Source organism: Streptantibioticus ferralitis, from assembly GCF_029223525.1.
GTDB lineage: Bacteria > Actinomycetota > Actinomycetes > Streptomycetales > Streptomycetaceae > Streptantibioticus_A > Streptantibioticus_A ferralitis.
This window is the reverse complement of record NZ_JARHTQ010000016.1, coordinates 58,908-71,706: the sequence shown is the minus strand read 5'-3', so window position 1 is coordinate 71,706 and position 12,799 is coordinate 58,908. Positions and strand designations below refer to the sequence as shown.

The window sequence follows — 12,799 nt, the reverse complement described above, 5'->3', positions numbered from 1 at the left end:
CGGGGGGACGGTCATGCGCCTGCGCACTCTTGCCATCCCCGTCCTGGGGGCGCTCACCACGATCGTGGTGTTCTCCGGTGTCGCCTCGGCGGCGACCCCCATCGACCCGGTGGGTATCGGGGGCCTCATACCCGCGCCGATCCAGCCCCCGAAAGGTACCGGCACCCTCTACGAGACGTACTCCACGAACCTCGGGGTCTGGTCGCTGGACGAACACATCGACACCAGTTGGGGGACGGACGTCAACGCCGACCTTCAGCTCGTCATGCACGTCATCAACACGGTGTTGATGGGCGTCATCGTGCTGATCGGCCGGTGCTGTGTGGTCATCACCCAGTGGGCCCTTGAGGGGGCGTCCGTTCCCGAACTCAGCGACCCCATCCAGAAGGCCATTTCCGGTGCCTCCGACAAACTGGTCACCACCCTCCTGCCGGCCTGCCTGGTGGTGGGCGCCCTCGTCGCCTTCGGGAACCACAAGAAGGCACACGGTTCGGCACTGACCCAGATCGGCTGGTTGGTGGCGGCCGGAGTCTTCTCCGTCTCCTTGCTGACCAGCCCCGGCACATGGATCGACGGGGTCAACTCGACCCGGAACATCGGCTCCGACATCTCGTTCGCCGTGGCCGACGCCGGGATCGGGGACCCTGGTGACTTCCCGATCAAGATGGACCACAAGGTCGAGATCGCGGGAAAGCCGAAGGACGTCGTCATGCGGAAGGCGGGCGACGCGGTCTGGCGGACCTATGTCGCAACCCCCTGGTGCTTCGCGGAGTTCGGCAGCCTTGAGGTGTGCCAGAAGGCCGGAGACGGCCTGCTGCAACAAGCACAACGGGGGAAGAGCCGGGACGACTGGCTGGACCACGCGGTGAACAACGACCCCGGAAACCACAACTCCGGTGACCTGTTCGTCGGCAAGGCATCCGTCGAGTGGCGCCAGGGCAAGCAGCCCGCGGGCCGCTTCATGGTCCTGCTGCTGGGACTCATCTCCATCATCATCTACGCGGCCCTCGCCCTGATGCTGGCGTTCGCCTCGATCGCCTCGCTGCTGGGCGCCCTGATGCTGCTGATATGCGGGGTGGTCTTCGCCTGTCTGTGGATGATCCCCGGCAGGCCACGGCAGTGGGGCGTGAAGTGGTTCGACACGCTGCTCGGCATGGTGCTGCAGTCGTTCGTCGCCACGCTGGTGCTCGGCTGCGTCATGATCATTACGTCTGCGTGCACGCAGACGGCCGACAAACTGGGCTGGTTCGTCTCCTCCGGACTGTCGATCACGGCGGCCATCGTCGCCTTCAAGCTCCGCCGCCTCGTCGAGACCATCGTGGGTTCGGTGAGCGGCCCCGGAGCCCTGGGCAACATGGCCTCGTCCATGGCGATGCGCGCCTACAGCGGTGCGGCGAGCAAGTTCCTCGGCGCAGGTGGCGGTGGCGGCGGACTCGGCGCAGGCGCAAGGGTCTCCGCGAGGGGCGCAGGTGGCAGGTCGGGGGGCAGCTCCGGCGGAGACGACTCGGACTCCCCCATCCCTCGGCGGTTCAACATCCTGAACCGAGGGCCCTTCCAGGCCCCCAACGGCACCGGCAACGGCAACGCACCGCGGCCCCAGCAACCGGACGGGCCCCGCAGCCAGCCGTCGAGCGACCAGCGCCCACCGGCCAACGGGAGGCCGGGCGAGCCGCGCGCGGGCGAGATCGGTCCGGGTTCGCGTACCCGGTACGTGCCGCCTCGGCGGCGTTCCGTCCCGGTCGGTGACATCCGGCCCAACCAGCGGATGCACCGCACCGCCGACCGGCGGCAGCAGGCCCAGCGCAACCCGTCGGGCCCGCGCCGCCAAGGGCAGCGCGGCAAGGCGGAGTTCGCCTTCCGTCCCCCGCAGCCGCAGGGCAACCGGACCCCGCGCCCCACCCGCCGCGCCGCCGACAAAGAGGAACGCTAGGTGTCCGACGACAAGGAATCCCGACGCAAGCCGCCGCCCCCGCAGCACTGGCGCGATCTGCTGAAGGCCGACTACGCCTACCCCGACGACCTCGTGTCCCCGCAGGACAGCAAGCGGCAGCGCAGACGGGCCCGCAAGCAGTGGCGGGCGGACGACCGGGACGCCCGCAAGGAGTGGATCCAACGCAAACGCGAGGCGGAGCCGGTCACCCCGGGCGGCGTGATCGTCGTCATGGCGGTGATCCTGCTGATCGGAGCGGGCACCGCGTGGCTGTCGCACAGCGGGGGGAAGTCCGGTGGTGCGACCGCCGCCGCCTCGCCGACCGCGGTCGCGCCGTCCATCGCGCCGCCGTCCGACAGCACGGGTGCGTCCGCACCAACGGCCTCCGCGTCACCGGTGGTTGACACGCAGAACCCGGACGCGGTGGCGTCCGCGTTCATCACGGCATACCTGACCCGCAACCCGGTCAAGGACCAGACCTGGCAGCCGTCGGTGCAGCGCGCCACGCCCTGGATGACCAGTGCGCTGCACGACAACCTGATGCAGTTCGCCGATCCGGCGTTCAAGCGGCTGGTGATCCAGGGCGGCGTCGCCCGCGTGGTGAACGTGGCGGTCCAGAAGGGCGGCGACGGCCTGCCGGTGGATCTGCCGAAGGAGCGTGTCTACCGGGCGACCACTGCCTCCATCGAGGTCACGGCGGACAAGACCACCACGCAGACTCGCACCCTGCATCTCGAACTCGTCTACGGGAACACGGGATGGCTGGTCTCCCGCATACCCGATTTGGCCTGAGGAATGGAGGGACGCGAATTCGTCGCGGCCGCGGCGGGAGTCGCGAGTCGCGCGGTGGGAATGAAGGTCGCCGCCGCCGCGGCGGCGCTCTTTCTGATCTTCCTGATCCTGGTGGGTCTGGTGGGCGGCGTGGGCTCCGGCGCCGCCCTCGGCGCGGACAGCGGCACCTGTGGCGGGCAACCGCAGGGCGACGGAAACGGCAACGGCAGCACGGTGGTCAGCGGCGGCGACCCGACGCAGGACGAGATCAGCAACGCCAAGGTCATCGACGGGGTGGCCGCCGACCGTAAACTGCCGGGCCGCGCCACTCTCATCGCCCTGATGACCGCGCTGCAGGAGTCCGGACTGCACAACATCGACTACGGGGACCGGGACTCCATCGGCCTGTTCCAGCAGCGGCCGTCGGCGGGCTGGGGCAGCAAGGACCAGATCATGGATCCGAAGTACTCGGCCAACGCGTTCTTCGGCGGTCGCGGCGCCAACTGGCCGCCCGGCCTGGTCGACATCAAGAACTGGTTGACCATGCCCCTGGGTGACGCGGCGCAGGCCGTCCAGGTCTCCGCGTTCCCCGACCTGTACGCGACGCGGGAGGGCGAGGCACGCCAGGTCGCGCAGAAGGCGGGCATCGACCTCAACCGGGACGGCAGCGCGCAGGGTTCCACCTCTGGTGGCGGCGATACGAGCGGCGGTACCACCCACGACGGAGGACAGTGCCAGACCGGTGGCGACTCCGGCACTCCTGGGAAGCCAGGTGAGCCGTTCCACGACGGGAACTCCCCCTGGCCTGCGCAGGTCAAGAACCCGCGCTCCTCGCAGGACGCCATCTCCTGGGCCAAGCAGCAGGTCAACGGCTCCGGAGACTGGTACGACAAGTGCCTGGCGTTCACCGCGATCGCGTACGGATGGAGCTTCTCGGGCACCAATTACGCCAAGGATCTGTACCTGGTCGACATGCCCCAGTCGATGCGGCACGACGGCGACCGCAATCCGCCCCCGGGCGCCCTGATGTTCTGGGACACCGGTGAACGGGCCGGGCATGTGGCCATCTACGTCGGCAACGGCATGATCGCCAGCAACGACATCCTGCGGCCGGGGTACATCGACGTCGTTCCCGCCACGGAGATCGAGTCCAAGTGGGGGGCGACCTACCTGGGTTGGGCGCCTCCTTACTATCCGCACGCGGGGTAATGGGCGCGAACCAGGAGGAAGTAGGATCCAGCCGTGCCCGCCATATCCGATCCGTCGGCCGTCCCGCTGTCGCCGGTCATGACCATCGTGCTGATGGCCGACGGCAGCGTGAGCGTGGACGGTGAAGCGCTTCCCACCAGCGGCGACCCCCGGGTGGCCGGGCTGCGTGAGGCCACCATCAAGGCCGCGTTCCTCGGCCGCCCGGTGCGGGTCAACGCCAAGGAGGTGGACGGCTCCACATGGCCGCTCTTCGTGGACGTGGACGGCACGGTGACGGCCTCCTCCAGCCCGCACCCGGAACCGCAGCCGATCGTGCGGCACGACTGGAACGCGCCGCCGCCGCGTGAGTACGAGCCGTTCTGGGAGCAGATCCGGGACGCCGAGACCGGCGGCGCCCCCGGGCGGGCCATGACCGTCGCCGGCCAGTTGGTGGGGATGCTCACCCAGCGCTACGGCGCCGACCATCCGTACACGGTCAACACCCTGCACATCCAGGGCCACCTGGCCCTGGTGGCCAACGACTACCCGCAGGCCGCCTGGTTGCACGCCCAGGTCGCCCGGATGCGCGAGGTGGGCGGCGCACCGTACGACCAGACGCTCCAGGCGGCGCGCAACGCGCACGCCGCCTGGAAGCTGATCGCGGACCCGACCACGGCACTGCACATCGGGCAGCAGGTCCTCCAGATGTGGCAGGTGGTCTGCCGGGAGGACCCCCGCCCAGTCGCCAGTGCCGAGCGGCGGCTGCGGGAGCTGAGCCTGCGAGTCGGCGGACGCCCGGCGGACGCCTGACGCCCACCCGGCGCACCCCGGGTAGGGGTGCGCCGGTATGGGCGCCTAGAGCGACGGCCCCTTCGTGTGGCCGGGGCCCTGCTGCGGGAGGGGCGGCGGCAGCGCCGGGCCTTCGATGACCGGCGGCGCGGCGACCGGCTGCGCGGTGACCGGCTCGGCCGCCGCGCGGTTGGCCAACCGATCCCGCAGACTCGGTCTGTCCTCGCCGAGCAACTCCACCAGGTCCTCGCTGACTTCGAACTCCTCCCGGGCTTCTTGTGCCTCCTGCCCTTCGGCCACCGGTGCCTCGGTGATGAGCTCTCCGTACGCCGCCTGGACGGAGGCGTTCCTACGCTGATGGTGTGTTGTGTGCTGCTGGTGTGTCGCGGGCGTGGTCCGCATCGCCGCGTCGGTAAGACCACGAGCGGCGTGCTCCCACGAATAGCCCTTCAGGGTCTCGCGCAACTTCACCGCGTTCTGCTGCCGTTGCGGAAGTTCATCCTTGAGTCGGTGGATGGCATCGGCCCACGCTTGGGGCCGCATGCTCGGATCCGGCGGCTCGGGGACGACACAGGGCCGACCGATCTCTGGCGGGACGCGCTTGGCGTCATTCAGGAAACGTGCTGCGCCGCTCTCCTCGTTGACCAGGATCGGCACGCCATGACCCGCGCCCTCGGTGGCGACCAGACCGAAGCCCTCGTGCCTGGAGGGCATGATGACGGCATCGGCGTTGCGGATGTCGTTGTTCAGCTCGGCCTTGTTGTCGGTACGAGGGAGGACCGTGACGGCCTTGGCCCCGCCGGCCAATGCCGCGGCCTCTCCGCGAACCTGGGCCAGCGTCTCTTCGTTGGCCCCCCGAATAGTGAGGTGAACATCCATTCCCTCGCGGCGCAGCTGGCGCACGGCCCGGAGCGCATCGTCAACGCCCTTGATCGGGTCATCGGTGCGCCCCATGAGCAGCAGGTTCAGGCGTTCCTTCGGGCCTGAGTGCTGGACGAGTTCTTCGATCCCCGTGCCGGGAACGAGTTCATGCGAGTCGGGGAGCCGCCCTCCACCCTGCGCGGACAGCCGTTGGGCTTCCTCGGTGAGCAGGGGGCCGACGCCGACGACGAGGTCGGCCTTCTGCATCACCTCACGTTCGACCGCGGCCTTCGCCGCCCCCTTTTCGGGCTGGCCCTTGACCTCGTCAAGACGCTCCGGACTGGTGTGGAGGAAGTGCGCGACTCGGGCGTCCGGGTACCAGTTCTCCCGCAGAGCGGCCGCGGCCGGTCCGGAGAACCGGGAGTGGCCGATGATCAGGTCGTACGGCTCCTGCTGCGGGTCGTTCAGACCATAGCTGCGTGGGTCCAGCTCGGCAGCCTTGGTCAGAGCGTCGCGCTTGCTGTCTCCGGCAGGGTCGATGGTGAGGGTCTTCGCGCCTGCGTGCGGTCGGGTGGTCTTCGGGTCCGCCGTCAGGAGGGTCACGTCATGTTCTTTGGCAAGTGCTTCGGTGAGCTCTTGATTGAAAGTCTGCACACCCCCCTGGCCAAGACCACTTTCGTCGGAGACGACAAGTATGCGCTGCCGATTAGCCACAGACTGACTACCAATCAGAATCCAGAGTGAGCTCGCAGCTCACGCCCGATACCCCACGTTACGAACTGCCCGAGCTCGTACGCTCCGAACTCGATCACCCCTGCTTCCCGACCGGGGTAGACGCGCGCCGCGAACTCGTCCAGCAACTCGGCGAAGACCAGCGCCCTGGTAGCGGACAGCGCGATGTCGGTCTCCCCGCGGTCCGGGTGGAACTGGACCTGGTACTCCGCCGGAGTCCACGGAAGCGGTCCTTGAGCGAACAGCTTGCGCCATCGGTCAGCCGATTCCGCAAAGGACAGCGGCCGGTCCTCGCCGTCATCCCCGGTGTCGATGGCGTGCATGATGTGACGCGCCGGGTCCATGAAGTCGAATTCTTCTCGCCACACCTGGACTTGCCGGCCCGCCAGGAGCTGCGTCACCGCCCCCGCCGCATCGGCCACCTCGCGCTTCACCGAGTAGTCCGACGCAGCCCGCAGTTCCTCGCGCGACGGCACCGTCTCCGCCGCGCGCCATGCGGCTCGACTCAGCCGCTCGTAGCGCTCGGTGAGGTCGGGAACATCGCTCACGCGCTGGGAGGACGGGGAGATCCACGGCGCTGCGCCCGGGTGCGACGTGGCGGCCTGGCCCGTCAGCGGTGCGCGCAGTGCGTCCGCGGCCTCGTGTGCCAGTTGGCTGAGTTCGGCGGCGTCCGCCCCGATGGTGCAGCCCGGGCGGCCCGGTGCCAGCCGATGGAAGAGTTCCGGGAAGATCCCGACCATCGCGAGATGCCGCGACGGGTGGACCACCACACACGCCCCCGGCTCCATGTAGTAGTCAGGGAAGGGTTCCTGCCGTGCTTCCAGGAAGCCGGGGTCGGCCTCCAGCCGGGCCTTCCAGTCCCGTACCGCCTCGTCGAAGGTGATCGGTCGGTCCTGGCCGTCGGCGCCCGCCGCGCGCCGGGAGAGCAGATGGCGCGCCGGGTCGGAAAGCGTGCCGGACTGTGGCAGGTTCGCGTCGGCGTCCCGCAGGACTGCCTCCAACTCGCCCCAGGCCACACGGCGTTCCTGCGGCCAGACGTCCTGACGCCAGGCAGGATTCTCCTGTACCCACAGCATCCGTGCCGCGGCCGAGTACAACTGCTCGTACCGATCCGCCAGGTTCCCCTGTGCCTCATACGTGTTCACGTGCTCATCTTCCCCTTGTCGCGGGCCGGTGCGGCGGCAATGCGGTTCTCCAGGACGGTCGGGTCCGTCGGGCGGCCTGCCCGGTCGGGGGTGTGGTCGGTCTCGCAGCTCTTGAACATGTAGTTCTGCCGAATCCGGTCGAGAGTGGGCCACAGCCACATCTGATGCCAGTACGCCATGTCGGGCGAGACGCTCTGCGACTCCGCGTCGGCAAGGGCCGCCGCCCGCCACGCGGCGTGCAGGGCGGCGAGTTCCTCCACGACTCCGCCATGCGAGGGCCAGCACGGCCAGATGCGCAGGTTGAGTTGGGGTGCGTAGTGGGTGCTGATCCAGTCGACCCATCCGGCCAGGTCCCGCCAGTCCTTCTCGGTGGCACGGTACGACCAGGGGGAGGGCATGGCGGGGTCGTCCCCGGCGGGTGCCGCTGCGGCGGCTTCCGTTCCGCCTTGTCGGGCCTGGCCCTGCTCCAGCGCCGACAGGCGCTGGAGCACCTCACCGAGGACCTCCTCGACCTCGTGCTGCTCGCGTTTGACCCGCAACGCGAACTGTCGGACGAGCTCTTCCAGTTGCTCGGCGCTCACACGTTCTCCAGATCGGTCCCCAGACGCCGCTGCCGGGTGAGCTGCTCACCCTGGCGCAGCTGCCGACCCTCCCGCCGTTGGTCCCAGGGTTCGAGCTGCGCGATGACACCGGGAGCACCACGGAACAGCAGCAGTGCCTGGCCGTTCGGCAACTGCCGGATCTCCTCCGGCCGCAGTACCCGCTTCTCCCGCTCGTTCTTGACAGTGCCGTAGCCGAAGAGACGAGAGGTGTCGCGTTGGGTGGAGACCTCGGTCAGTTCGGTCTCGCCGACCAGCTCGGAGAAGCGGCGCAGCGCCTCGACGTCCTTCAGACCTCCCATGACCAGCGTTGCCGCCGCGTTGTCAAGGAGTGTGTCCGCTTCCTGGCGGCCCCATCGCTGTACCGCCTGGCCGAGCGACTGCAGGGCGTACACCAGGTGGATGCCGTAACCGCGCGCGTCGGAGGCGAGGGCGGGCAACTTGGGCAGCGGGGCGACGTTGGCGACCTCGTCGAGCACCAGGCGGATGAACGGATCGAGCCGCCCGGACGGGGTGCGTGGGGCACGTCGCTTCGCCGCATCGACGACCTCGCCGAGCAGCATGGTGGTCAGCGGTGCCACATTGGTCGAGGCGTTCGCGTCACTGATCAGCACGAGGGTGTCCCGGGACGCCACGAAGGCGTCCGGTTGGAACAACGCCACACCTGGTTGCGGCGTGACGCACCGCAGCACCTTGCGCAGGGCCAACGGTTCGATCTGGGCGGCGAGCGTCTGCCGGGTCGAGGCGATGGTCTCGTCCGCGCCGGTGGACACCGACCTCAGCAGGACGTCCCAGCCGGGTTCGGCACGCGGGTGGTCAGCCAGGATGGCGCGCGGTTCGTTGGCGTTCTCCAGGTTGGTGGCCCACCGCAGCACATGCTCGATGGTCTTGCGCTCCAGGTCCGCCGCGTGCAGCAGCCGGGTCAGCGCCGAGGAGGCGGTCTGGCGGAAGAATCCGGCGTTGGAGGACGAGGAGTCATCCGCCCCCATGCCGACGGAGAAGGACAACGCCCGGGATGTCGCGGTCTCGCCATCCGCACACCCGGCTATCGGGTCCCAGACCATGGGGTCCGGCCAGCCCACCGTGTCGAGAGGGTCGAAGACCCAGACCCGCCCCAACCGGGAACGCGGCTCTGCGATGACGTCGAGTACATCGGCACGGGTGGAGGTGACGACCAACGGGCCCGGCGCGTCGAGGCACGCGGGGATCACCACCGTACGGGACTTGCCCGCACCCGACGGTGCGATCACGGCGACCGAGTCCTCGGGAGTCGCCACCAGCCGCTGCCCGGTGCCGAGTTGGCGCCCGAGGGACCAGCCGACCTCCCTGAGATCGGCGCGAGCCGCCGCACGTGGGTCGAAGCTGCCGTCGGGCCGGGTGAACGTAGCCGCCCGGGTCTGCGCGGCGGAGTCACGAGCCCGCTGTTCACCCAGCGCGGACCGCGCCTCCGCGCCCGTCGCCAGGCCTTCGCCTCCGGCACCGTGCACGCGACGGCGGAAGGCCCGCACCACGGCCCATCCCAGAAGGGTGGGGCCGAGAAGGAACACCGCCCACAGTGTCAAGGTGAGGCCTGGGGACCCCGGCCTGATCCCCGCTCCGAGCCCGCCGAGCGGCTGCCGCAGGAACAACGCGCGGCCGGTGGCCTGCACATCACCGATGCGCATGCCATCGGCGGCGGCCCACACAGCGATATGCCAGGTCACGGCCACCGCGGCGATGACCGCAACAGCCTTCGCGATAGCCGCCGGACCTTGTGGCCCGGCCTTCCTCTGCTGTCGTCCGAGCTCCCGTCCGCGGCTCATCTCCCCGTCCCCCGTTGCACGCAGCTCACCCGATCGGGCGATTTGATCAACGCACGTTAGCACCTGATCAGACGCCGGTTCGGGTGCCGGACCGGGCTGGGCCGCCTGGGAATCGGCGGGCGAATCCGGCGGCCTCAGCCGAGGCGACGCTTCCGGCGCGTACGCCTGCCCGAAGGCGACGGCGCCTCGTCCCCTTTGCCGGTCGCGCCCCGTATCTTTCGGTACGCGGGGTCGACTGACGGCAACTGGGGAGGCACGGCATGGGAGAGCCGCGGAGTTCTCGGCGGGGGCTTGCCCTGGTGGCCGTCGTGGTGGTGGTGGCCGGATGGGCGGCGAGCCGTGGTGGGCACGGCTCGGGCTCGGCGGGTCCGGCGAAGTCCGCGGCGCCCACTGTCTCCAGCGCGCCGGAGAGCAGCCCGACCGGCCGGCCCTCGCCGACGGCGGCGGACCAGGATCCCGCCCGTTTCGCTCCACAGGTCGCGAGGTATGCCGAAAAGGCCGACGTCGACCCGCAGTTGCTGATGGCGATCCTGTACAACGAGTCGTACAAGCCGCACGACCCGGCCTGGGAGCGGGCTTGGCAACGCATCAAACCGGACGCTGCGTTCGGCGTCGCCAACATGCACAAGGCCGCGTTCGACCAGGTCAAGCAGGGGCGCGACTTCGCCGGCCGGGACTGGCAGCAGTTGCCCGACGACCCGGCCCTGGCGATCGAGGCCGCGGCCTGGTACCTGCACGACCTGGCCCGGCAACTGCCCGCGCAGCGGTCCAGCCCCTACCCGAAGGACGAGTTGCTCGCCCTGGGCTACAACACCGGGCCGGGCAACATGGACGCGTTCGCCCAGGGGGCGAAGCCGGGCTCGGCGGCCCAGTCCTACCTGGACCGCCTGCACGCGAACTGGTCGACGGCCGCACAGGCCCTGCACCACTCGCGGTGACGGTGTCGCGCTCCCGCGGCGCCACCCGCTCCGATCTGTTGTGCGACCCTACAGACAGAACTCGCATCTCGGCCGGGATTCATGGAGGTTCCCACAGTGGCACTCGGCGTTCGCCAGGCAGTTTACTGACTGCCACATCACCGTCGGTTCTCGGCCACCGAGTCGCATCGCTCAGGCCCTCGGCCCGGGCACCGCCACGGTGATCGCACACGGCCCGCCCACAAGGGTCCGGGTCACACAGCACCGCCACTGAGGCCGGATGCCGGCACCCCGCTGGAGCGGGGACCAACGCCCCCCGTCCTCGTTGGGCAACACCGTTCGACAAGGTGCCGACGACGCCACCGCAGGCAGACGCATGCCCGACATCCCGCACAACTCTCCGTAGGCGAGGGGATGTTGCGGCGGCGTCGCCACAGGCTTTTCCGACTTTCCCCACCTGCCGGAGGAAACGATGCGGTTGCCACAGCCATCCCAGAAGGACGGGACACACCCTGTCGACGAGGTACTGCCGCCCGCCCGCCTGGCGGTCCTCAGCCTGCAGCATGTGTTCATCATGTACGCGGGCGCCGTGGCCGTGCCCTTCATCGTGGGCAGCGCGCTCAAACTCGACTTCGGAACCATCGCCCTGCTGGTCAACGCCGATCTACTGGTCGCCGGTGTCGCGACCGTCATCCAGGCGGTCGGCATCGGCACGATCTTCGGAGTACGGCTGCCGGTCGTCGCCGGTGCGACCTTCACCGTGGTCAGCCCGATGATCACGATCGCCGCCAAGCACGGTCTGCCCACCGTCTACGGAGCCATGCTGGCGTCCGGTGTCTTCGGGCTGATCATCGCCAGGCCGTTCGCCAAGATGATCAAGTACTTCCCGCCGCTGGTGTCCGGGACGGTGATCGCCATCATCGGCCTGTCGCTGATCGGCCCGGGCGCCGGGATGATCGCCGGGCACAACACCGGGGCCAAGGACTACGGCCAGCTCTCGCACATCGCGCTCGGCCTAGGCGTGGTCGCCCTGATCGTCATCTTCAGCAAGGTGCTGCGCGGCTTCCTCGGCCAGATCGCACCGCTGTTGGCGATCGCGGTCGGCAGTCTCATCGCGGTCCCGATGAACCTGTTCCACCTCAAGGGAGTTGCCGGCGCGGGCTGGTTCGGCATCGCGGCACCGTTCCACTTCGGCGCCCCGCGCTTCGACGCGGCGGCGGTCATCTCCATGTGCGTGGTGATGCTGGTCACCTACACCGAGTCCACCGCCGACATGCTGGCCGTGGCCGAGATGACCGGCAAGCAGCTCACCGACGCCGACATCGCCAGGGGCCTGGCGACTGACGGTCTGTCCGCGGTGCTCGGCGGCTGTATGAACTCCTTCCCGGACACCGCCTACGCGGAGAACGTGGGGCTGGTGCAGATGACCGGCGTGCGCAGCCGCTGGGTGGTGGCCGGGGCGGGCGTGGTGCTGCTGCTGATGGGCCTGGTGCCCAAGGTGGGTGCGTTCGTCGCGGCGGTGCCGGAGCCGGTGGTCGGCGGCGCCGCCCTGGTGATGTTCGCCATGGTGACGGCGGTGGGCATCCAGACACTGAAGAAGGTCGAGTTCCGCGACAACCACAACCTGCTGATCGTGGCCGTCTCCTTGGGGGTGGGCATGCTGCCCGCGGTCGCCACCGACCAGTTCGGCAACGAGGTCTTCTTCAAGCACTTCCCCGACTGGGCGCAGACCGTGTTCGGCAGCCCGATCACCATCACCGTGATCCTGGCCTTCACCCTCAACCTGGTCTTCAACCACCTGGGCGCCGACAGCCCCGCACCGGAGGGGGAACAGGCCGCCCCCGCGCAGGACGGAACGCAGACCCGGCCCGCCGCGATCTGAGACCCGAAGCGGCGGTGACCGGCTGGTGTACGGCGTGCGGCGGCGCTGCGAAGTGCCGCCGCGGGCACAGACCGGGGTGCATCGGCACAGCTCGGACTTGGTGACGCCCACCATGGCGTTCGCGGATTCTCGTCAGTATGGTGTGGCGCGCCAGGGGGAGCTGGGGGGCTGATCCAAAGGAAC

Annotated in this window: 10 protein-coding genes; 6 read left to right on the top strand and 4 right to left on the bottom strand. The window is 69.4% G+C overall.

What is annotated here, in order from left to right; translation table 11 throughout:
* Positions 1-13 precede the first annotated feature (13 nt).
* From P2L57_RS23215 to P2L57_RS23200, 4 genes are read left to right on the top strand one after another with little or no spacing between them, the layout of a single operon-like run.
* Positions 14-1,930 carry a hypothetical protein gene (locus tag P2L57_RS23215; protein WP_275817632.1) on the top strand — a complete coding sequence of 639 codons (1,917 nt, stop codon included), beginning with the start codon at positions 14-16 and terminating at the stop codon, positions 1,928-1,930.
* On the top strand, positions 1,931-2,722 hold the full coding sequence (locus P2L57_RS23210; RefSeq protein WP_275817630.1) for a hypothetical protein: 792 nt from the start codon (positions 1,931-1,933) through the stop codon (positions 2,720-2,722). It abuts the gene before it with no gap.
* A gap of 3 nt (positions 2,723-2,725) precedes the next feature.
* Positions 2,726-3,910 carry an NlpC/P60 family protein gene (locus tag P2L57_RS23205; RefSeq protein WP_275817628.1) on the top strand — a complete coding sequence of 395 codons (1,185 nt, stop codon included), beginning with the start codon at positions 2,726-2,728 and terminating at the stop codon, positions 3,908-3,910.
* Positions 3,911-3,943: 33 nt separating this feature from the next.
* Positions 3,944-4,699, top strand: a complete 756-nt coding sequence (locus tag P2L57_RS23200; RefSeq protein WP_275817626.1) for a hypothetical protein — start codon at positions 3,944-3,946, stop codon at positions 4,697-4,699.
* A 45-nt stretch (positions 4,700-4,744) separates the two neighbouring features.
* Here the strand turns inward: P2L57_RS23200 and P2L57_RS23195 are convergent, their stop codons facing one another.
* From P2L57_RS23195 to P2L57_RS23180, 4 genes are all read right to left on the bottom strand, one after another.
* Entirely contained in the window at positions 4,745-6,193 is a 1,449-nt protein-coding gene (locus P2L57_RS23195; RefSeq protein ID WP_275817624.1) for a glycosyltransferase family 4 protein, read from the bottom strand.
* A gap of 74 nt (positions 6,194-6,267) precedes the next feature.
* The gene (locus P2L57_RS23190; RefSeq protein WP_275817622.1) at positions 6,268-7,416 is read right to left on the bottom strand and encodes a hypothetical protein; all 1,149 of its coding nucleotides are present in this window, start codon (positions 7,414-7,416) and stop codon (positions 6,268-6,270) included.
* On the bottom strand, positions 7,413-7,997 hold the full coding sequence (locus P2L57_RS23185) for a hypothetical protein (RefSeq protein ID WP_275817620.1): 585 nt from the start codon (positions 7,995-7,997) through the stop codon (positions 7,413-7,415). The genes P2L57_RS23190 and P2L57_RS23185 overlap by 4 nt, the downstream gene beginning before the upstream one ends.
* A complete protein-coding gene (locus tag P2L57_RS23180; RefSeq protein ID WP_275817618.1) occupies positions 7,994-9,817 on the bottom strand; it encodes a type IV secretory system conjugative DNA transfer family protein in 1,824 nt (607 codons plus the stop codon). Before P2L57_RS23180 ends, P2L57_RS23185 begins: the two co-directional genes overlap by 4 nt.
* 260 nt (positions 9,818-10,077) lie before the next feature.
* Between P2L57_RS23180 and P2L57_RS23175 the strand changes: the two genes are divergently transcribed.
* Together P2L57_RS23175 and P2L57_RS23170 are read left to right on the top strand one after the other, a co-directional pair.
* A complete protein-coding gene (locus tag P2L57_RS23175) occupies positions 10,078-10,755 on the top strand; it encodes a transglycosylase SLT domain-containing protein (RefSeq protein WP_275817616.1) in 678 nt (225 codons plus the stop codon).
* Positions 10,756-11,212: 457 nt separating this feature from the next.
* Positions 11,213-12,616, top strand: a complete 1,404-nt coding sequence (locus P2L57_RS23170) for a nucleobase:cation symporter-2 family protein (protein ID WP_275817614.1) — start codon at positions 11,213-11,215, stop codon at positions 12,614-12,616.
* The last annotated feature ends 183 nt before the right edge of the window (positions 12,617-12,799 follow it).